This window comes from Amycolatopsis sp. NPDC003865, assembly GCF_053605345.1.
This window is the reverse complement of sequence record NZ_JBSGJA010000001.1, coordinates 615,147-633,823: the sequence shown is the minus strand read 5'-3', so window position 1 is coordinate 633,823 and position 18,677 is coordinate 615,147. Positions and strand designations below refer to the sequence as shown.

Annotated in this window: 18 protein-coding genes; 4 read left to right on the top strand and 14 right to left on the bottom strand. The window is 71.8% G+C overall.

The genetic code is table 11. The features are described from left to right. Positions 1 to 42: 42 nt before the first annotated feature. The 12 genes from ACWEVP_RS02670 to ACWEVP_RS02615 are packed head-to-tail and all read right to left on the bottom strand — an operon-like array spanning position 43 to position 11,096. Entirely contained in the window at positions 43 to 975 is a 933-nt protein-coding gene (locus tag ACWEVP_RS02670) for a PrsW family intramembrane metalloprotease (RefSeq protein WP_452060888.1), read from the bottom strand. Next, positions 972 to 1,490, bottom strand: a complete 519-nt coding sequence (locus tag ACWEVP_RS02665; RefSeq protein ID WP_452060887.1) for an STAS domain-containing protein — start codon at positions 1,488 to 1,490, stop codon at positions 972 to 974. The genes ACWEVP_RS02670 and ACWEVP_RS02665 overlap by 4 nt, the downstream gene beginning before the upstream one ends. Further along, a complete protein-coding gene (locus tag ACWEVP_RS02660) occupies positions 1,487 to 3,142 on the bottom strand; it encodes an FAD-dependent oxidoreductase (protein ID WP_452060886.1) in 1,656 nt (551 codons plus the stop codon). Before ACWEVP_RS02660 ends, ACWEVP_RS02665 begins: the two co-directional genes overlap by 4 nt. After that, positions 3,139 to 3,402: a ubiquitin carboxyl-terminal hydrolase 14 gene (locus tag ACWEVP_RS02655; RefSeq protein WP_452060885.1), complete on the bottom strand. Its 264-nt coding sequence runs from the start codon at positions 3,400 to 3,402 to the stop codon at positions 3,139 to 3,141. Before ACWEVP_RS02655 ends, ACWEVP_RS02660 begins: the two co-directional genes overlap by 4 nt. Beyond that, on the bottom strand, positions 3,399 to 3,845 hold the full coding sequence (gene trxA / locus ACWEVP_RS02650; protein WP_452060884.1) for a thioredoxin: 447 nt from the start codon (positions 3,843 to 3,845) through the stop codon (positions 3,399 to 3,401). Before trxA ends, ACWEVP_RS02655 begins: the two co-directional genes overlap by 4 nt. Further along, a complete protein-coding gene (clpB, locus tag ACWEVP_RS02645; RefSeq protein ID WP_452060883.1) occupies positions 3,842 to 6,469 on the bottom strand; it encodes an ATP-dependent chaperone ClpB in 2,628 nt (875 codons plus the stop codon). The genes trxA and clpB overlap by 4 nt, the downstream gene beginning before the upstream one ends. After that, entirely contained in the window at positions 6,460 to 6,756 is a 297-nt protein-coding gene (locus ACWEVP_RS02640; protein WP_452060882.1) for a chaperone modulator CbpM, read from the bottom strand. Before ACWEVP_RS02640 ends, clpB begins: the two co-directional genes overlap by 10 nt. Continuing rightward, positions 6,756 to 7,670, bottom strand: coding sequence for a DnaJ C-terminal domain-containing protein (locus ACWEVP_RS02635; RefSeq protein WP_452060881.1), 915 nt, complete (start codon positions 7,668 to 7,670; stop codon positions 6,756 to 6,758). Before ACWEVP_RS02635 ends, ACWEVP_RS02640 begins: the two co-directional genes overlap by 1 nt. A 6-nt stretch (positions 7,671 to 7,676) precedes the next feature. Next, positions 7,677 to 8,192 carry a nucleotide exchange factor GrpE gene (locus ACWEVP_RS02630; RefSeq protein ID WP_452060880.1) on the bottom strand — a complete coding sequence of 172 codons (516 nt, stop codon included), beginning with the start codon at positions 8,190 to 8,192 and terminating at the stop codon, positions 7,677 to 7,679. Between the two features lie 48 nt (positions 8,193 to 8,240). Next, positions 8,241 to 10,106, bottom strand: a complete 1,866-nt coding sequence (gene dnaK, locus ACWEVP_RS02625; protein WP_452060879.1) for a molecular chaperone DnaK — start codon at positions 10,104 to 10,106, stop codon at positions 8,241 to 8,243. Beyond that, positions 10,106 to 10,615, bottom strand: coding sequence for a general stress protein (locus ACWEVP_RS02620; RefSeq protein ID WP_452060878.1), 510 nt, complete (start codon positions 10,613 to 10,615; stop codon positions 10,106 to 10,108). Before ACWEVP_RS02620 ends, dnaK begins: the two co-directional genes overlap by 1 nt. 10 nt (positions 10,616 to 10,625) lie before the next feature. Next, positions 10,626 to 11,096: an Hsp20/alpha crystallin family protein gene (locus tag ACWEVP_RS02615; RefSeq protein ID WP_452060877.1), complete on the bottom strand. Its 471-nt coding sequence runs from the start codon at positions 11,094 to 11,096 to the stop codon at positions 10,626 to 10,628. Positions 11,097 to 11,368: 272 nt separating this feature from the next. Between ACWEVP_RS02615 and ACWEVP_RS02610 the strand changes: the two genes are divergently transcribed. The 3 genes from ACWEVP_RS02610 to ACWEVP_RS02600 all read left to right on the top strand — a co-directional run bounded on the left by ACWEVP_RS02610 (position 11,369) and on the right by ACWEVP_RS02600 (position 15,514). Beyond that, on the top strand, positions 11,369 to 13,060 hold the full coding sequence (locus ACWEVP_RS02610) for a PucR family transcriptional regulator (RefSeq protein WP_452060876.1): 1,692 nt from the start codon (positions 11,369 to 11,371) through the stop codon (positions 13,058 to 13,060). Between the two features lie 80 nt (positions 13,061 to 13,140). Then, a complete protein-coding gene (locus tag ACWEVP_RS02605) occupies positions 13,141 to 13,860 on the top strand; it encodes a DUF2267 domain-containing protein (protein WP_452060875.1) in 720 nt (239 codons plus the stop codon). A 28-nt stretch (positions 13,861 to 13,888) separates the two neighbouring features. Beyond that, a complete protein-coding gene (locus tag ACWEVP_RS02600) occupies positions 13,889 to 15,514 on the top strand; it encodes a glycoside hydrolase family 13 protein (protein ID WP_452060874.1) in 1,626 nt (541 codons plus the stop codon). On the opposite strand, the gene ACWEVP_RS02595 is transcribed toward ACWEVP_RS02600, so the two are convergent. Further along, a complete protein-coding gene (locus ACWEVP_RS02595) occupies positions 15,504 to 17,117 on the bottom strand; it encodes an alpha-amylase family protein (RefSeq protein WP_452060873.1) in 1,614 nt (537 codons plus the stop codon). The two genes, ACWEVP_RS02600 and ACWEVP_RS02595, sit on opposite strands and share 11 nt — an antisense overlap. 35 nt (positions 17,118 to 17,152) lie before the next feature. After that, the gene (locus ACWEVP_RS02590) at positions 17,153 to 17,440 is read right to left on the bottom strand and encodes a hypothetical protein (RefSeq protein WP_452060872.1); all 288 of its coding nucleotides are present in this window, start codon (positions 17,438 to 17,440) and stop codon (positions 17,153 to 17,155) included. Between the two features lie 107 nt (positions 17,441 to 17,547). On the opposite strand from ACWEVP_RS02590, the gene ACWEVP_RS02585 reads away from it, so the two are divergent. Next, positions 17,548 to 18,663 carry a hypothetical protein gene (locus tag ACWEVP_RS02585; protein WP_452060871.1) on the top strand — a complete coding sequence of 372 codons (1,116 nt, stop codon included), beginning with the start codon at positions 17,548 to 17,550 and terminating at the stop codon, positions 18,661 to 18,663. Positions 18,664 to 18,677 lie beyond the last annotated feature (14 nt).

Sequence of the window (18,677 nt, the reverse complement as noted above, 5' to 3'; positions counted from 1 at the left end):
GGAAGAGGAAGGAGCGGTCACGTCGGCGAATCCCTCCGCGGGTCAGTAACGTCCGGTCGCCGGCGTGCGTGTGGCCGGGACCCGGTACCTCCAATGGGGTTCCCGGCGCTCCCGCCGCCGTGACCGCCGGACCAGTACCAGCAGCCACAGCACTCCGATCAGCGCGATCACGCCCATGCCCGCCCAGGTCGTCACGGTGTACACCGTCGTCACGTCCGCGGGCGGGACGACGAGGCCGCGCGGGTCGAACCGCGCGACCTGCCCGGTCAGCACCAGCGTGATCACCAGCGCGATGGCCGACATCGAGTCCCACAGCGCGTGCAGCAGCGCGACGCCGAGGAACGCCAACGCCAGGCGCAGGCTCAGCACGAAGTGTTCGCGCGTGCTCCACGCGAACAGCAGCCCGCCCAGGATGGCGGTCCACAACCCGTGCCCGACCGGCGCGAGCAGCCCGCGCAGCAGTTCGGTCGTGACCAGGTCGTCGAGCGACAGGCCCCGGGTGGTGAACAACGAGGTGAGCGCGTAGCCCGCGGATTCGAAGGCGGAGAAGCCGAAGCCGACCGTCGCACCGAGGATCATGCCGTCCCGCATGGACTTCACGGCCAGCCCGCGCGTCAGCATGGCGAGCGCGACCAGCTTGACCGCCTCTTCGATCAGCCCGACCCACAGATACAGCCACGTCGACTGGTACAGCAGGTAGGTCTCCAGCACCGAGGCGCCGAGGACGCCGAGCACGCCGCCGACGAAGAAGGTCCGGAACACCAGCTCGGCGGTGATCTCCCCGGAGTCGCGGCGCTCGAACGCCCACGCCACGAACGTCACCGGCACCAGGAAGCTGCCGAGCAGCACGAGCGTCGGCAGCAGGTTGGGGTTGCCGGTCGCGTACGTGACGATGACCGACAACACCCACAGCAGCAGGCCGATCGCGAAGATCCGCAGCCACGCCCGCCGGCGGGGACGGCTTACCGTGGTCATCGGCGCCTCCCGAACCGCTCGCCGCGCCCGGTGGCCGCGGTGTCGACGAACGCTCGGAAGCGGGCGGGCGAGCCGGGTTCGGCGACGCCGTCTAACCCCTGCGGGCAGCGCAGCCGCCGGCCGACTTCGGAATCGACGCGGTACAGCGCGAAAACGTCGGCGAGCGGCTCGTCGTCCAGCTCGTACAGCACCCGTGGCGTCAGCCCGGTCAGCTCCAGCTCGCCGCCGGCCGCTGTCACCCTGTCGCCGAAGGTGCGCAGCAGGCGGAGGAAGTCGTCGCCGGGCTGCTCCACCCGGGACAGGTCGACGACGAAGTTCCGGGAACCCGCGTGCACCAGCCCGGCCAGGTACCCCGCGAGGGTCCGCAACGCCGGAGCGTCCGCCCGTCCGGCGATCGCGACGACGGTGTAGCGCCCGGGATGCAGGGTGGAGCTGATGGTGAGTTCGTGCGGCGGTGCCGCGCGGCTGACCAGCCGGTCCAGTTCCGTGAGCGTGAGGGAAAGCCTGGTGGTCATGGGAGTCCTCCCGGTTGTGCGAGTTCTTGCGCGAGACGCTCGTGCACCAGCCGGACGGCCATGGCCCCTTCGCCCGCCGCCGAGGCCACGCGCTTCACCGAGCCGTGCCGGACGTCGCCGACGGCGAACACGCCGGGGCTGCTGGTCTCGAGCGGCAACGGTGTGTGCGAGCCGCCCGCGTCCGCGCCGGTGAGCACGAACCCGTCCTCGTCGAGCGCGATGTGGCCCGACAGCCAGCGGGTGTGGGGAGCCGCGCCGATGAAGACGAACAACGCCCGGGCGGCGAGCCGGTGCCGCTCGCCGGTGCGGTTGTCCTCGACCTCGACTGCCGACATCGTCCTGCCGTCCTCGGCGACCTCACGGACTTCGGTGTGCAGGTGGACCTGGATCCGCGGGTGGCGCTCGACCTGGTCGACGAGGTAGCGCGACATGTCCGCGCCGAGGTCGCCGCCGCGCACCAGCAGGTGGACCACGGGCGAGGTCTGCGCGAGGAATACCGCGGCCTGCCCCGCGGAGTTGCCGCCGCCGACCACCGCGACCGGATCGGCCTGGCACTGCCTGGCTTCCTGCGGGGTCGCGGCGTAGTAGAGGCAGGTGCCTTCCAGGTGGTCGAGCCGGGGGAGGGGCAGTCGCCGGTACCGGGCGCCGGTCGCGATGATCACCGTCCGGGTGACGATCTCGGTGCCGTCGTCGAAGCCCACCGCGTACAGCCCGCCCCGCAGGGCGAGCGTGCGGGCCTCACCCGGAACCACGACCCGGACGCCGAACTTGTCCGCCTGGATCACCGACCGCTCGGCCAGTTCCGCACCCGAAATCCCGGACGGGAAGCCGAGGTAGTTCTCGATCCGCGACGTCGTGCCCGCCTGCCCGCCCGCGGCGACGGCGTCGAACGCCGACGTCGCCAGTCCTTCGGAGGCCGCGTAGACGACGGCCGCGAGCCCGCCGGGACCGGCGCCGACCACGAGCACGTCGCGCACGCCGACCGGGAGCTCCTCGTGCCGCAGCCCCATCGCGGACGCCAGTTCGGTGTTGCCCGGGTTGCGCAGCACCCCGGCGCCGGGCAGCACCACCACCGGGGTCTCGTCGACGGTGACGCCGAGCCGGCGCAGCAGCTCCTCGGCTCCGCGGTCCTTGTCGAGGTCGTCCAGCCGGTACGGGAGGCGGTTGCGGGCCACGAACTCCAGCAGCCGCCGGGTGTCGGGCGAGTAGCACGAGCCGACGATCCGCAGCCCGTCGCCGGAGCCGATGATGACCGCGCGGCGGGCGAAGTAGGCGTGCAGGATCAGATCGCCGAGGACCAGCTGCCTCAGCTTGCCGGCTCCGATGGCGAGCACCTCGCCGGGTTCCGCGGCGACGGCGGTGAAGAACGACGGCTGCCCTTCGAGCAGGCCCAGCTCGCCGAGGAACCGGCCCGGCCCGTGCACCCGCACGGTTCTGGTTTCGTCGCCTTCGCGGTGCTGGATGGCGACCTTGCCGCTCAGGACGACGTAGAAGTCCGTGTCCCGTTCGCCTTGGGCGTAGAGCACGTCCCCCGGCCGCACCGGACGGCGCTCGCCCGCGTCCGAGAGCTTCTCGAGCTGCTCGCGGGTCAGCCGGGGGAACGCGCCGTGCGGATCCGGCGTCTCCACGAGGTCCGGTGCTGAGACCGTCATACGAACGCCTCGTGCACGTAGCACCAGCGCCAGTTTTCCCCGGGCTCGAACGAGCGCACGATGGGATGGCCGATGGCGTGGGCGTGCCGGCTCGCGTGCTTCATCGGGGAAGAGTCGCAACAGCCGACGTGCCCGCAGGTCAGGCACAGCCGCAAGTGCACCCACGAGGTCCCGGCGGTGAGACATTCCTGGCAGCCCTGGGGAGTCCGGGGCACCACGTCTCGGACGAGAGCCAGGTGCGGGTCGACGACGGTGGTCATTTCTTCGCCTCCTCCGGCGAGTTCAGTGCTTGGTCGAGCCAGTCGCGCAGCACGTTTTCCGGTGCCGCGCCGGCCTGCCGCCGGACGACCTCGCCGCCGCGGAGCACCAGGAGGGTCGGCACGGCCATGACGTCGAACCGGCGTGCCACTCCCGGCGCCAGGTCGATGTCGACCTTGACGAGCTTCACCTTCCCGGCCCGGGCGCGGGCGAGCCGGTCCAGCGCCGGGCTCACCGATCGGCATGGTCCGCACCACTCGGCCCAGAGGTCGACGAGCACCGGGAGGCCGGCCCGCTCGGCGATCGGCGCGAAGTCGGCGTCGCCCGCGTCGACCACCCACGGCAGCGGCCGGTGGCAGTTGCCGCACTTCGGCGATCCGTCCGCGGCGGCGGGAATCCGGTTGGTCTTCCCGCAGTGTTCGCAGGTGACGGTGACAGTCTTCATGCCGCCTCCGCCGCGGGGGCGCGGAAGTCGACGGTCAGGTCGCCGCCGGCCGCGTCGACCACGATCACCAGCCCCTCGGTCAGCTCACCGCGCAGCAGCGCGCGCCCGATCCGGGTCTCGACCTCGTGGGAGATGTAGCGGCGCAACGGCCGGGCGCCGTACACCGGGTCGAACCCGCGCTCGGCGATGAAGCGCCGCGCGTTTTCGGTGAGCTCGACGGTGATGCCCTGCTCGGCCAGCCGGCGGCGCAGCTGGTCGAACTGCAGGTCCACGATCCGCTCGATCTCCGGCAGCCCCAGCGGGGTGAACAGCACGATGTCGTCGAGGCGGTTGAGGAACTCGGGCCGGAAGTGGTGCCGCAGCTCCGCCAGTACCGCGTCCCGGGCTTCCGCCTTGATCTCGCCGGACGACGTGACGCCGTCGAGCAGGTGCTGCGAGCCGATGTTGGACGTCATGATGATCACCGTGTTGCGGAAGTCGACCAGCCTGCCCTGCGCGTCGGTGATCCGGCCGTCGTCGAGCACCTGCAGCAGCGTGTTGAACACGTCCGGGTGGGCCTTCTCGATCTCGTCGAACAGCACCACCGAGTACGGCCTGCGCCGCACGGCTTCGGTGAGCTGGCCGCCCTCGTCGTAGCCGACGTACCCGGGCGGGGCGCCCAGCAGCCGCGAGACCGTGTGCCGCTCCTGGTACTCGCTCATGTCGAGCCGGACCATGTTGTCTTCGCTGTCGAACAGCGCCCCGGCGAGGGACTTCGCCAGCTCCGTCTTCCCGACCCCGGTCGGGCCGAGGAAGAGGAACGACCCGATCGGCTTGCGCGGGTCGCGGATCCCGGACCGGGCGCGGATGATCGCGTCGGCGACCAGCCGGACGGCCTCGTCCTGCCCGACGACCCGCTCGTGCAGGATCTCGTCGAGCCGCAACAGCTTCTCGCGCTCGCCTTCCTGCAGCCGCGACACCGGGATGCCGGTCCACTGCGAGACGATCTCGGCGATCTCGTCCTCGGTGACGACCTCGCGCAGCAGCCGCTTTTCGCCCTGCTTGCGCGCCAGCCGTTCCTCCTCGCCCTCGAGCTGGCGCTCCAGTTCGCGGATCTCGCCGTAGCGCAGCTCGGCGGCGCGGTTGAGGTCGTAGTTCCGTTCCGCCTCTTCGGCTTCGTGCCGTACTCGCTCCAGTTCGGACCGCAGCTCCTGCACGCGCCGGATCGCCTGGCGTTCGGCGTCCCACTGCGCCTTCTTGGCGTCGGTTTCGGCCCGCAGGTCCGCCAGTTCCCGGCGCAGCTCCTCCAGCCGCGCCTTGCTCGCCTTGTCGGTTTCCTTGGCCAGTGCGGCTTCCTCGATCTCCAGCCGCGTCAGCCGCCGGGTGAGTTCGTCGAGTTCGGCCGGCATCGAGTCGATTTCCGTGCGCAGCCGCGCGCACGCCTCGTCGACGAGGTCGATCGCCTTGTCCGGCAGGAACCGGTCGCTGATGTAGCGGTGCGACAACACGGCCGCGGCGACCAGCGCAGCGTCCTGGATCTTGACGCCGTGGAACACTTCGAGGCGCTCGCGCAGCCCGCGCAGGATGGAGATGGTGTCCTCGACGGCCGGTTCGGGCACGACGACCGGCTGGAACCGCCGTTCCAGCGCGGCGTCCTTCTCGATGTGCTTGCGGTACTCGTCCAGGGTGGTCGCGCCGATCATGTGCAGTTCGCCGCGGGCGAGCATCGGCTTGAGCATGTTGCCGGCGTCCATCGCCCCTTCGGTGGCGCCCGCGCCGACGATCGTGTGCAGCTCGTCGACGAACAGGATGATCCGGCCCGCGGCGGCCGTGACCTCGCCGAGCACGGCCTTGAGCCGTTCCTCGAACTCACCGCGGTACTTGGCTCCGGCGACCAGCGCGCTCATGTCGAGCGAGAAGATCGTCCGGTCCCGCAGGCCTTCCGGCACGTCGCCGCGCACGATCCGCTGCGCCAGCCCCTCCACGATCGCGGTCTTGCCGACCCCGGGATCGCCCACGAGCACGGGGTTGTTCTTCGTCTTGCGCGAGAGGATCTGGACGACGCGGCGGATCTCGGTGTCCCGCCCGATCACCGGGTCGAGCTTGCCGGCGCGCCCGTCCGCGACCAGGTCGCGGCCGTACTTCTCCAGTGCCTCGTAGGCACCCTCGGGGGTCGCCGACGTGACGCGCTGGTTGCCGCGGACCTTGGTCAGCGCGGTCAGGAAGGAGTCGCGGGTCACGCCGTGGTCGCGCAGGATCCGCCCGGCCGCCGACGCCGTCCCCTCCTCGGCCAGCGCCAGGACCAGGTGCTCGACGGAGACGTACTCGTCCTTGAGCCGCTTGGCTTCCCGCTCCGCCGCGTCGAGCAGCCCGGCCAGCCGCCGGGTGACGTAGACCTGCCCCGGCTGGGCGCCGGGCCCGGTCACCTTCGGCCGGCGGGCGAGCTCGGCCTCGACCGCGGTGCGGAGCGCGTCGACGTCCGCGCCGGTCTGCGCGACCAGCCGTGGCACCAGGCCCTCGGGCTGGTCGAGCAGCGCGAGCAGCAGGTGCTCGCCGTCGGTTTCGGTGTGGCCGAGGCGCCCGGCGACGCTCTGGGCCTCCTGCAGTGCTTCCTGGGACTTCTGGGTCAGCTTGCTCATGTCCATCGCCGGTGGCTCCTGACTCGGGCTTCGAGGACGTCGATGCGGTCGAGCAGGTCGAGCACCAGCCCGAGCGCGGCGTAGTTGACCGGCAGCGTGGCGCGCAACCGCTGGACCCGGGCCAGTCTGGCCACAGTGGACGGTGGGAAGCACGGGCGCCCGTTCGCGTCCGGGGTCGACTCCAGCAGGCCGAGTGCCGCCAGCCGGCGGACCAGCTCGGGGTGCAGCCCGCTGCGCGCGGCCACGGTCTCGAGGTCGAGCCGGGCCGGGCGGACGAGCACGTACCGCGCCATCAGGTCCTCCTGGGATCGAAGTCGGACACCGCGGCGAGCTGTTCGTACAGCTCGCGTTCACGCTTGGTCGGGCGCTTCGGCACCATGATCCGGACCTCCGCGTAGAGGTCGCCTGGCTTGCCCTTCGGGTTCGGCATGCCCTCCCCGCGCAGCCGCAGCCGCCGCCCGCTGGACGACCCGGCCGCGACGCGCACCTTCACCTCGCCGCCGGGAGTGGTGACCGGGACCGTCGCGCCGAGCGCGGCCTCCGACGGCGTCACCGGGAGCTCGACGTGGAGGTCGCGCCCTTCCAGCCGGTACCGGCGGTCCGGCCGGATGCGGACGACGAGGTAGAGGTCGCCGGGTGCGGCGTTGCCGGAGCCGCGCCCGCCCTGCCCGGCCAGCCGGATGCGCTGCCCGTCGAGCACACCCGGCGGAATCTTCACGTCGTATTCGCGGTCGCCGCCGAGGTTCAGGTGCCGCCGCCCGCCGCGATAGGCTTCCTCGACGGTCAGCTCGAGCTCGGCCTCCTGGTCCGCGCCCGGGATCGGGCCGCCGCGTCCCCGGCCGCCGAAGAGGCCGCCGAGAAGGTCTTCGATGTCGACGCCCTCGAAGCCTTCGAACCCTTCGAACCCGCTGCCGGAGGTGGAGTAGCGGACCCGGCTGCCGCGCGGTCCGGCACCGGCGCCGACACGCTGCTCCCAGTCGTCGGGCACCTGCCGGAAGTCGTCGCCGAACCGGTCGTACTTGCGCCGCTGCTCCGGGTCGGACAGAACCTGGTAGGCCTCACTGACTTCCTTGAACCGATCTTCGGCCTGCGGGTCCTTGTTGACGTCCGGGTGGTTCTCGCGGGCGAGTTTCCGGTACGCCCGCTGGATCTCCTCGGTGCCGGCGTCCCGGCCGACCCCGAGCGCGGCGTAGAAGTCCCGTGCCACGCGCGCTCACCCCCGTGGTTTGGCCACGGCGACCGCGGCCGGCCGCAGCTGCCCGCCGGCGGTTCCGTACCCCGGCCGGACCACCCGGGTCACGGTGTTCGGTTCGGTGCCCGGCTCGTCGACGACCGCGACCACCTCGTGCCGGGCCGGGTCGAACGGGACGCCGCTCTCGTCGTCACGCTCGTACCCGAGGCCGGTCAGCAGCTGCACGGCCTGGTCGCGGATCGCCAGCACGCCCTGCACGACGGCGGTGGGGTCGGCTTCGGCGTGCGCGAGCGCCAGCTCAAGGTTGTCGATGACGGGGAGGAAGGCCGCGGCGACCCGGGCCCGTTCGGCCGCGCGCTCGGCGCGCAGCTCCGCCGTGTGCCGCTTGCGCAGGTTGTCGGCGTCGGCCATCGCCCGGCGCCAGCGGTCCTCGCATTCGGCCGCCTTCGCCTCGAGTTCCTGGAGCCGATCCGGCCCCACCGCCGGGACGGGTGCGTCCTGGGGGCCGGACTCGGCGCCCGTCCCGGCGGCGTCCACGGAGGATGTCCCCGGCTCCGTGGATTTCCCTGTGGTGGCCATGGTTCCTCACGCCCGGTCGAAGTCGGCGTCGATCACGTCGTCGTCCTCGGCCGGCTCGCGCTGCGGCGGCGGACCGCCGTCCCCGCCCGGCCGGGCCGCGGTGAGCCCGGCCAGCACCTGCTGCAGCTCCGAGGTCAGCTCGCGCACCCGGTCCAGCGGCGCGTTCGACTGGACGGCTTCCCGCGCGTCGGTGATCAGCATCTCCGCGCGCGCCTTCTCGTGCGCCGGCGTCTGGTCGGTGATCGCCCTCTCGGCCTGGTAGGCGACGCTGTCCAGCAGGTTGCGCGCCTCGACCTCCTCGCGCAGGCGTTCGTCGTCGGCGCGGTTGCGCTCGGCGTCGCTGACCATCCGCTCGATCTCGGACTGGTCGAGGTTCGAGCTCTCGGTGATCGTGATGCCCTGCTCGGCGCCGGTGTCCTTGTCGCGCGCGGTGACGTTGACGATGCCGTTCGCGTCGACGTCGAAGGTCACCTCGATCTGCGGCTCGCCGCGCGGTGCCGGCCGGATGTCCTTGAGCTGGAACCGCCCGAGCACCCGGTTGTCGGCCGCGCGCTCGCGCTCGCCCTGCAGCACCACGATGTCGACCGCGGGCTGGTTGTCCTCCGCGGTGGAGAACACCTCCGTGCGCCGCGCCGGGATCGTCGTGTTCCGTTCGATGATCTTCGTCATCACGCCGCCGCGGGTCTCCACGCCCAGGGACAGCGGGGTGACGTCGAGCAGCAGGACGTCCTTGACCTCGCCCTTGAGCACCCCGGCCTGCACGGCGGCGCCGAGGGCGACGACCTCGTCCGGGTTGACGCTCATGTTCGGGTCCTTGCCGCCGGTGAGCCGGCGGACCAGGCTCTGCACGGCGGGGATCCGGGTCGAGCCGCCGACGAGGATGACCTCGTCGATGTCGTTCGCGCTGACCTTGGCGTCGGACATCGCCTGCCGTACCGGGCCGAGGCAGCGCTCGACCAGGTCGGCGGTGATCTGCTCGAACTCCGAGCGCCGGACGGTCGCGGTCAGGTGCTTCGGCCCGCTCGCGTCGGCGGTGATGAACGGCAGGTTGACACTCGTCTGGGCGACCGAGGACAGCTCGACCTTGGCCTTCTCCGCCGCTTCGAACAGCCGCTGCAGCGCCTGCGCGTCCTGCCGCAGGTCGATGCCGTTGTCCGCGGCGAACTTGTCGGCGAGGAAGTCGACGAGCCGGCGGTCGAAGTCGTCGCCGCCGAGGTGGCTGTCGCCCGCGGTGGCCCGCACCTCGACCACGCCGTCGCCGACGTCGAGCAGGCTCACGTCGAACGTGCCGCCGCCGAGGTCGAAGACCAGCACGGTCTCGTGCTGCTGGGAATCCAGCCCGTAGGCCAGCGCGGCCGCGGTCGGCTCGTTGATGATCCGCAGGACGTTCAGCCCGGCGATTTTGCCGGCGTCCTTGGTCGCCTGCCGCTGCGCGTCGTTGAAGTACGCGGGCACGGTGATCACGGCTTCGGTCACCCGCTCGCCGAGGTTCTTGCCGGCGTCGTCGGCCAGCTTGCGCAGCACCTGCGCGCTGATCTCCTCCGGCGAGTAGAGCTTGCCGCGGATGTCGAAGCGGACGACGCCGCCCTCGCCCTCGACGACGTCGAACCCGACCGCCTTGGCCTCGTCGGACACCTCGTCGAACTTGCGGCCGATGAACCGCTTCGCCGAGTAGATGGTGCCCTTCGGGTTGAGGATCGCCTGGCGGCGGGCGAGCTGCCCGACCAGCCGTTCACCGCTTTCGGTGAAGCCGACGACCGACGGGGTCGTCCGGGCCCCCTCCGAGTTGGGGATGACCCGCGGCTCACCCGCTTCCCAGACGGCGATCACCGAGTTGGTGGTGCCGAGGTCGATCCCGACCGCCTTCGCCATCACGCACCCCCGGACTCGGCGGGCAGCCGCGCCAGCAGCGCCCGGGCTTCATCGGCGACTTCGGCGTCGGCGACGACTTCGTAGCGGGTGGGCGTCATCGCGCGGACCGACGCGAAGTCACGGCGGCCGCGCTGCAGTGCGTGCGCGACCAGCCCGAAGACCGCTCCGACGACCGCTCCGAAGACGAGCCCGTACAGGGCGAGGGTCAGCGTGGCGAGGACCGGGGTGAACCAGTTGAACAGGCCGAACAGCCAGCCGATCAGGAGCCCGCTCAGCGCTCCGGAGCCGGCGCCGCGCAGGGCGGCGCCGCCGTGGTCCAGCCGGCCGATGACCTGCTCGACCAGCTGCACGTCGCGCCCGATGATGGCGGTCCGCTGCACCGGGAACCCTTGGTCGGAGAGGTGGTCGACGGCACGCTCCGCGTCGCGGTAGTCATCGTACGAAGCGATCGGCACCCGGTCGGGGGCGTGACGTGGAGTAGGCGCGGTGGCGCCCGGGTGTGCGGTCATGGCTCGTCTCCTAGGCGTTCGCGTGTTCTTCGGTGCGGGCAGGCTGACCCGTGCGGTCGTCGGTGAGCTGCCGCCGCTCGTCGCGGCTCCCGATTTCGACACGCCGGGGCTTGCTCGACTCGGCCACCGGGATGCGCAGCGTCAGCACGCCGCGCTCGAAGTCGGCCGCCAGCCGGGAGGTGTCCAGGTTGTCCCCGAGGAACAGCTGGCGGCTGAAGTCACCCTGCGGCCGCTCGTCGATGATCAGCTCGGCGCCCTCGTCGCGGACCGGCCGGCGGGTCGCCCGCACCGTGACGACATTGCGTTCGACGGACACGTCGACGTCGCCCGGGTCGATGCCCGGCAGGTCGAGCGCGACAAAGAATTCGTCACCGCGGCGGAACGCTTCCATCGGCATCGCGCGGGGCGCCGTGCGCCCGCTCGATACCTGTTCGCTCAAGCGTTCCCAATCACGGAAGGGATCGAAACGCAGCAAGGTCATGATCTGGTCCTCATCCGGACGGATCGTCCAGCCGGGAGTGTCCGATCCGAACCGATTTCGCGTAGCTTTGTTCGGCGGGCAGGCTTTCCCGTACGCCAGGCCCGGCGTGTGGCGGCGGAGTGTGCCTGTCCGATGCGGTTCCACCGTGGCAAAGGCACGCACCGTCCGCGTGCGCCCGGCAGGTCGAATTTTCCGAAGCCTTGTCGGCCCGGCAGAACAGGTCTCGGCGGCGTAGGGTGCGAAACAGCAGGTCGGCGCCGGGGAGGCCGGAAATGACGCCTGAGGAAGATGCGGTTTCGCTCGGTCAGGAAGCCAAAACGGACAGCTGGTGGCGTGCCCAGCTGTCGGATCTCTACGGCCTGTTCGCGATTTCGATGATGATGTTCGACGGCCGCGACGCGGCGGAAATCATGCGGCTCGCCGCGACCTCGGTGCCGTCGCTGATTGGTTGCACAACCGATGCGGCATATCTTATCGAGGAAGATGGCTCGGTCACCCCGCAGAATGGTGCGGAAAAGGCTCATCCCGACCTCGGCGCGGAGGTCGGCAAGCTTGACGGGCAGAGCGGGCGGATCGAGCTGCCCGACGGCCACTGGCGCTGGTGCCACGCGCTGCGCGGGCCGGGCGGCCTGACGGGCATTCTCGTGGTCCGGGCCGAGCTGCCCCCCTCGCGTGGCGAGATCTTCCTGCTCAGCTCGCTCTGCCAGCAGGCCGCCGCGGCGCTGGCCAACTCGGCGCTGATCAGGCGGGAGCGCCGGCAGTCCTTGGCGCTGCGGGAGCTCAACGAACAGCTGTCCACGTCGGTGGAGCGGCTCAAGCAGCAGAAGCAGGTGCACGACGTGCTGTCGACCATCTCGGCTTCCGGCGCCGGCGAGCCGGGCATCGCGCACGCACTGCACCAGCTGACCGCGCTGCCGGTAGCGATCGAGGATCGGTTCGGCAACCTGCGCGCGTGGGCCGGCCCCGGCCGGCCGGACCCGTATCCGAAGGTCGGTGTGCACCGGCGCGAGGAGCTGCTCCGGCACGCCGCGACCCTGTCCGAGCCGGCCCGGGTGAAGGACCGGCTCATCTCCCTGGTGCGGCCGCGGCACGAGGTCCTCGGCGTGCTCGCCCTCATCGACCCCGGGCGGACCGCCGGTGTGGACGAGGTGTTCGCTCTCGAGTACGGCACGACCGTGCTGGCGCTGGAACTCTCGCACCAGCGCAGCCTGGCCGAAGCCGAGCTGCGCCTGCGCCGCGACCTCGTGGACGACCTCGTCACCGGGACCGACGACGGTGGCGCGTACGCCCGTGCCGAGGCGATCGGGCACGATCTCCGCCGCCCGCACCACGTGGTCGTGCTGCGGTGGGCCGGGGACCTCGCCGAGGACGTGGTCGCCGAGGCCACCGGGCGAGCCGTGACGACGCTCGGGCTCGCTTCGCTCGTGTCGCGCCATTCGGGCGCGGTCGTGCTGCTGGTCGCCGGGCCGCTGGACGGCGCGGCGCTGTACTCCTCGCTGTCGGAGAGCCTCGGTACCGGGGGAGCGATCGGCATCGGCAGCCGTTGTGACACGCCGGGGCAGCTGCCCAGGTCCTACGCGGAAGCGGTGCGGGCGGTCCAGATCCGGCGCAGCTCGCAGACGCCGAACGGGGTCACCACGTTCGACCAGCTGGGGATCTACCGCATCCTCGACACCGGGCAGAACCACGGCGACGTCGTCGAGTTCGTCCGCGAGTGGCTCGGGAAACTGCTCGACTACGACACCCAGCACAACGCCGAGCTGGTCGCGACGCTCGCGCAGTACCTCGAGTGCGGCGGCAGTTACGGTGACACCGCCGCCGCGCTCATGATCCACCGGAGCACGCTGCGCTACCGGCTCGGCCGGATCCGGGAGATCACCGAGCTCGACCTCAACGACGTGGACAGCAGGCTGAACCTGCACCTCGCCACCCGGGTGTGGCAGGTGCTGCGCGGATCGCCCTGAGCGCCCCGCACGCACGGACGTGTGATCGGCCCCTCGGCGGGTACGCGATCCCGAAAGCATCCGTGGGAAGGGAGCCTGCCGTGGTACAGCACGAAAAGTGGCTGACCGCCGTCGAAGACGTCGCCGAGCTGGACGACCCGGATGCCGCGAGGGCCACGCTCGGCGCGGTCGTCGCCGCCCTCGCCCGGTGCCTGCCGGACACCGGCCGTGAGTGGCTGGCCGGCCGGCTGCCCAGTCCCGAGGCCGGACCGGCGCGCGATCCCGGGCCGGCGAACCTGGAGTCGGGCACCGATGTGGCAGCGGCGGTGGCCCGGCGGCTGCGGACCACGCCCGAGCGGGGCCGCTACCTGACCCAGGCGGTTCTGACCGCGCTCACCCGGACCGACCCGGGACTCGCCGAAGAGCTTCGCGGACGGCTCCCGCGCGCGGTCGTCGAGACACTCGCTCCCGCGGGTGAGTCGCCTCGCGACGCGGCGAGCCACCAGCAGGAGGTCCCGACGCGGCTGACGGACGAAGAGGTGGCCCGCGGCCTGCGTCACCTGACCGGGTGGTCCGGGGGCCGGGACGGGATCGAGCGCACCGTGCAGCTGCCCGCCGAACGCATCACGCCGCTGGTCGAGCGCGTCCAGCGCGAGGCGCGGGCGATGAACGACCACGCCCACGTCGAGCGGGCCGACGGCGGGGTGACGTTCCGGCTGTGCACCGGCCGCGAGGGAGTCGTCACCGAACCGGATCTGTGGCTGGCCGCGCGGATCGACGAAGCCGTCGCCGCCGTGGGGTCCGGGGGACGACCCGGTTGAGCGCGGCCGGGGCGGCTACCCGGATGCCATGGACTACTCCGAAAACTGGTGGCGTGACGCCGTCGTGTACGAGGTCTATCCCCGCAGCTTCGCCGACGCGAACGGAGATGGCACCGGCGATCTCGCGGGCCTGCGCGGGCGGCTCGGCTACCTGGCCGACCTGGGCGTGGACGCCGTGTGGACGACGCCGTTCTACCGCTCGCCGATGGTCGACGGTGGCTACGACATCGAAGACCACCGGGCCGTCGACCCGCTGTTCGGCACCGACGCGGACGCCCTGGAGCTGATCGCGGAGGTGCACCGGGCCGGGCTGCGGCTGCTGATCGACGTCGTGCCGAACCACACCTCCGACCGTCACCGGTGGTTCCAGGCGGCGCTGGCCGCCGGGCCCGGTTCGGCCGACCGGGCGCGGTACCACTTCCGCCCGGGGCGCGGCGACGGCGGCGAGCTTCCGCCCACCGACTGGCGCAGCGTCTTCGGCGGTCCCGCGTGGACGCGAGTGCCCGACGGCGAGTGGTACCTGCACCTGTTCGCCCCGGAGCAGCCGGACCTGAACTGGGATCACCCGGAAGTGCGCGCCGAGTTCGAGGACCTGCTGCGGTTCTGGTTCTCCCGGGGGGTCGACGGTGTCCGCATCGACGTGGCGCACGGTCTGGTGAAGGATCCGGCGTTCCCCGATCTGGGGTCCGGCCACGAAGATCTGATGCGGCCGCCGGACCGCACCCGGCACCCGCACTGGGACGTCGAGGGCGTGCACGAGATCTACCGGTCGTGGCGCAAGGTCGCGGGCGAGTTCGGCCCGGACCGGGTGTTCGTCGCCGAAGCCTGGGTCGCGAAGCCGGAGCGGCTGGCGTGCTACGTCCGCCCGGACGAGTTGCACACCGCGTTCAACTTCGACTTCCTGCGCTGTTCGTGGGACGCCGGGGCGCTGCGTTCGGTGATCGACTGCACGGTGCAGGCCCTGCACGCGGTGGGGGCGCCCGCGACGTGGGTGCTGTCCAACCACGACGTCGTCCGGCACGTGACGCGGTTCGGCCGCGCGAACACCCGGGTCGAGGACCACCCCGGGCCGCCCGAGCCCGCCGACCTCTCACTCGGCAGGAGGCGGGCCCGGGCGGCGCTGCTGCTGATGCTGGCGTTGCCCGGCGGCGCGTACCTCTACCAGGGCGAGGAACTCGGGCTTGAAGAGGTCGAGGACTTGCCCGAGGACGTGCTGACCGACCCGACGTGGGAACGCTCCGGCCACACCCAGCGAGGCCGGGACGGCTGCCGGGTGCCGCTGCCGTGGTCGGGATCGGCGCCGCCGTTCGGCTTCACCGGCGCCGACGTGCCGACGTGGCTGCCGCAGCCGGCCCGGTGGCGGGAGCTGACCGAGCGGGCACAGCGCGACGACCCGCAGTCGATGCTCTGCCTGTATCGCGCCGCCCTCGCCGCGCGGCGGGAGCACCCCGCGCTGGGTGACGGAGAAATGACGTGGCTGCCCGCACCGGAGGGCGTGCTGACGTTTGCTCGTGAGCCGGGCTTCGAATGCGTGGTGAACCTGTCCGCCGAGCCCGTCCAGCTGCCGGACGGCGCGCCGGTGCTGCTGGCCAGCGTGCCGCCGGAGGCGGGCCGGCTGCCGGTGGACGCCGCGGCGTGGCTGGTCAGGCGGTGACGAGCCGGATCCAGCGGTAGCCGTAGCCGGCGATGGCCACGTCCGCGGGGTCGATCCGGTCGTCGTAGCCGCCGTCCTCGAACACCGCCAGCGCGAGGTCGTCCGGCTCGGCCGGGATGCGGAGGCGATGGTCGGAAGGGCCCAGGTTGTGCACGAACACCATGCGGCCTTTCGCCGTCTCGGCCCGGTGCACCAGAACCTCCGGCGGGCCGCCGTCGACGGGCTGGTGCCGGCCGACGGCGATCTCCGGGCACTCCTTGCGGGTGTGCAGCACCCGCTCGAACCAGGTCAGCAGGCTGTTCGCGTTCCGGCGCTGGCCGACGACGTTGACGCGCTCGTACCCGAACGGCCCGCCTGCGACGAGCGGGGCGACCAGCTGCCCGGCCGGCGCGCGGGAGAACCCGCCGTTGGGCCCGTCGGACCACTGCATCGGTGTGCGGATCGCCGTGCGCTCGGGCAAGGCAAGGTCTTCGCCCATCCCGATCTCGTCGCCGTACCGCAGCACGGGGCTGCCCGGCATGGTGAGCAACAGGCTGTAGGCCAGTTCCAGGCGTCGCCGGTCGCCGTCCAGCATGCAGGCCAGCCGGCGCCGGATGCCGCGGTCGTACAGCTGCATGTGGGGCTCCGGCCCGAACCGGCTGATCACGTCGCCGCGTTCGGCGGGGGACAAGCCGCCGAGGTCGACCTCGTCGTGGTTGCGCAGGAAGGTGGCCCACTGGGCGTGGCCCGGCAGCCGCGGCGAGGACCGCAGCCGCTCTCGCAGGGGCTGGGCGTCGCCGCGGGCCAGCCCGAGCATCAGGGCCTGGTTGAGCCGGAAGTCGAAGAGCATCGTCGCGCGGCTGACCTCGTCGTCCGCGGTGCCGAAGTACTCGAGCAGCTCGTCCTCGGGCACGTTCGCCTCGGCGAGCAGGATGGCGTCCCCGCGTTGCCAGGAAGCGGTTTCCCGCAGCCGCCGCAGGAGGCCGAAGTCCCGCTGCCCGCGCGACTCGATGAGGAACGGGGCCGCGTCGATCCGGAAGCCCGCGACGCCGAGCCGCAGCCAGAAAGTGACGATCTTGGTCAGCTCGGCCTGCACCGCCGGGTGTTCGACGTCGAGCTCGGGCTGGAAGCGGTAGAACCGGTGCCGGTACCAGCGGCCGACGGACTCGGCGTAGCTCCAGGTCTCCTCTTCGGATCCGGGGAACACGCCACCGTCCCACCGGTCGGCGGGTTCGTGGTCGGCCCAGACGTACCAGTCGTGGTGCGGCGCCTCCCGGCCGGAAAGGGCCGACCGGAACCAGGGGTGCTCGTCGCTGGTGTGGTTGACGACCAGGTCCAGCACGATCCGGATGCCGGCCTCGTCGGCCTGGCTCACGAGTTCGGCGAAGTCTCCGAGCGTGCCGAAGCGCGGGTCGATGCCGTAGTAGTCGGTGACGTCGTAGCCGCCGTCGCGGCGCGGCGAGGGATGGCACGGGTTGAGCCAGATCGTGTCGACGCCCAGCCGGCCGAGGTAGTCCAGCCGGTCGGCGAGGCCGCGCAAGTCACCGACACCGTCGTCGTCGGAGTCCTGAAAGGTCTCGATGTCGAGGGAGTAGATCACCCCGTTGCGATACCACCGATTCACGATGCGGCGGCTACCCCCGGGCTCCCTGGACAAACTCAGTCGTGCGCTCGCGCGAGGTGCTGTCCGCGAAGGAGGGCGTAGAGGTGGTCCGGGTCGTGGGGAAAGGGGAATCCCGTGGCGCAGGCCCGTTCGGCGTCCTGGCGGATCCCGCGCAGCGCACCGGGGGACAGCTCGGGGACGCCCGGGCCTTCGGTGCGCAGCCAGTCGAGCAGGTCGTCCCAGCCCGCCCAGTCACCGGCGGCGAGCACGGCACCCACCGCGGCCCGGTCGAACTCCTCGGCACGCAGATCCACGTCGGTCGTCGGTTCGTCCTTTTCGGCCATGTCACGGGCGATACCCGGTGACCCGGACGGCAAACGCCCGGCCGTTTGCCGGCGATCGAGCCGGGAACCCGAACTGCTGATCTCGCAGATCGAGGAAAGGCTCGAGGATGACTGCCCAGCGTGCGCCGGAGGCCCTGGTGGTGGGGCTGCTGACCGATGACGGATTGCCCGGGCAGCTCGCCGGGAGAATCGCGGACGGCCTGCCCGCCCGTCTCGCCCGCGACCTCGGCGAGGAAACGTCCTGGCGCGTCGAGCACGAGACGCAGTCCCTTCCGCTGAACGAGGAAGGTGACATCCCCATGCTGGCCCTGGCGCAGGAACGCCGGGCCGAACACGGCTGGGACCTGCTGGTGCTGGTCACCGACCTCCCGCGGCGATCCGGCACGGTCCCGATCGCCTCGGACTACAACGTCGACCACGGCGTGGCGATGGTGTCGCTGCCCGCTCTCGGGGCGTTGCGGCTGCGCGGCCGGGTGTCCCGGCTGGTCGTCCACCTGATCCGGCACCTGGTCGTGCGCCGCACGGCGAAGGAGGCCGATCCGCCGCGAGGCATCCTCGACCGGCTGCGTGACCTGGTCGCGCCCACACGGCACATCCGCGGCCGCGGCACCGCCGACGAGCACCTGGCTTTGGTGGGGATGCGTGGCCGGGTGCGGTTGCTGGCCGGGATGATCCGGGACAACCGGCCGTGGCGGCTGGTGCCCAACCTCGCCGGAGCCACCGCGGCCGCGGCCGCCACTGCGGCGTACGGCATCATCACGACCTCGTTCTGGAAGCTCGCCGAAGCGTTGCCCGCGCTGCGGCTGGCGGGGATCACGGTGCTGGCGGTCGTGGTGATGGCGGGCTGGCTGATGGTGCACAACCACCTGTGGGACTCGCCGTCCGGGCATCTCGACCGGCGCAAAGCCGGGTTGTACAACGCTTCGACCGCGCTGACGTTGTCGATCGGCGTGGCGTGCATGTACGCCATCCTGTTCGGGCTGGCGCTGGTGGCGTCGATCGTCCTGGTCGAGGGCACCTACTTCGGGCAGACTCTCGGCCATCCGGCGGGGCCGGCTTCGTACCTGAAGCTGGTGTGGCTGGCGACTTCCGTGGGCATCGTCGCCGGGGCGTTGGGTTCGAGCGTCGAAGACGAGGAACGGGTCCGCCAGGCGACCTACAGCCGGCGTGAGCAGGAGCGGCAGCAGCGCAACCGCGAGCGCGCCGACGAATCCGGCGACTGAGCGATCACCGGGGC

Excerpts from the sequence above, each read along its gene's own strand:
- ACWEVP_RS02670 (WP_452060888.1), bottom strand. The coding sequence starts at position 975 with ATGACCACGGTAAGCCGTCCCCGCCGGCGGGCGTGGCTGCGGATCTTC.
- ACWEVP_RS02665 (WP_452060887.1), bottom strand. The coding sequence starts at position 1,490 with ATGACCACCAGGCTTTCCCTCACGCTCACGGAACTGGACCGGCTGGTC.
- ACWEVP_RS02660 (WP_452060886.1), bottom strand. The coding sequence starts at position 3,142 with ATGACGGTCTCAGCACCGGACCTCGTGGAGACGCCGGATCCGCACGGC.
- ACWEVP_RS02655 (WP_452060885.1), bottom strand. The coding sequence starts at position 3,402 with ATGACCACCGTCGTCGACCCGCACCTGGCTCTCGTCCGAGACGTGGTG.
- trxA (WP_452060884.1), bottom strand. The coding sequence starts at position 3,845 with ATGAAGACTGTCACCGTCACCTGCGAACACTGCGGGAAGACCAACCGG.
- clpB (WP_452060883.1), bottom strand. The coding sequence starts at position 6,469 with ATGGACATGAGCAAGCTGACCCAGAAGTCCCAGGAAGCACTGCAGGAG.
- ACWEVP_RS02640 (WP_452060882.1), bottom strand. The coding sequence starts at position 6,756 with ATGGCGCGGTACGTGCTCGTCCGCCCGGCCCGGCTCGACCTCGAGACC.
- dnaK (WP_452060879.1), bottom strand. The coding sequence starts at position 10,106 with ATGGCGAAGGCGGTCGGGATCGACCTCGGCACCACCAACTCGGTGATC.
- ACWEVP_RS02620 (WP_452060878.1), bottom strand. The coding sequence starts at position 10,615 with ATGACCGCACACCCGGGCGCCACCGCGCCTACTCCACGTCACGCCCCC.
- ACWEVP_RS02615 (WP_452060877.1), bottom strand. The coding sequence starts at position 11,096 with ATGACCTTGCTGCGTTTCGATCCCTTCCGTGATTGGGAACGCTTGAGC.
- ACWEVP_RS02610 (WP_452060876.1), top strand. The coding sequence starts at position 11,369 with ATGACGCCTGAGGAAGATGCGGTTTCGCTCGGTCAGGAAGCCAAAACG.
- ACWEVP_RS02600 (WP_452060874.1), top strand. The coding sequence starts at position 13,889 with ATGGACTACTCCGAAAACTGGTGGCGTGACGCCGTCGTGTACGAGGTC.
- ACWEVP_RS02590 (WP_452060872.1), bottom strand. The coding sequence starts at position 17,440 with ATGGCCGAAAAGGACGAACCGACGACCGACGTGGATCTGCGTGCCGAG.
- ACWEVP_RS02585 (WP_452060871.1), top strand. The coding sequence starts at position 17,548 with ATGACTGCCCAGCGTGCGCCGGAGGCCCTGGTGGTGGGGCTGCTGACC.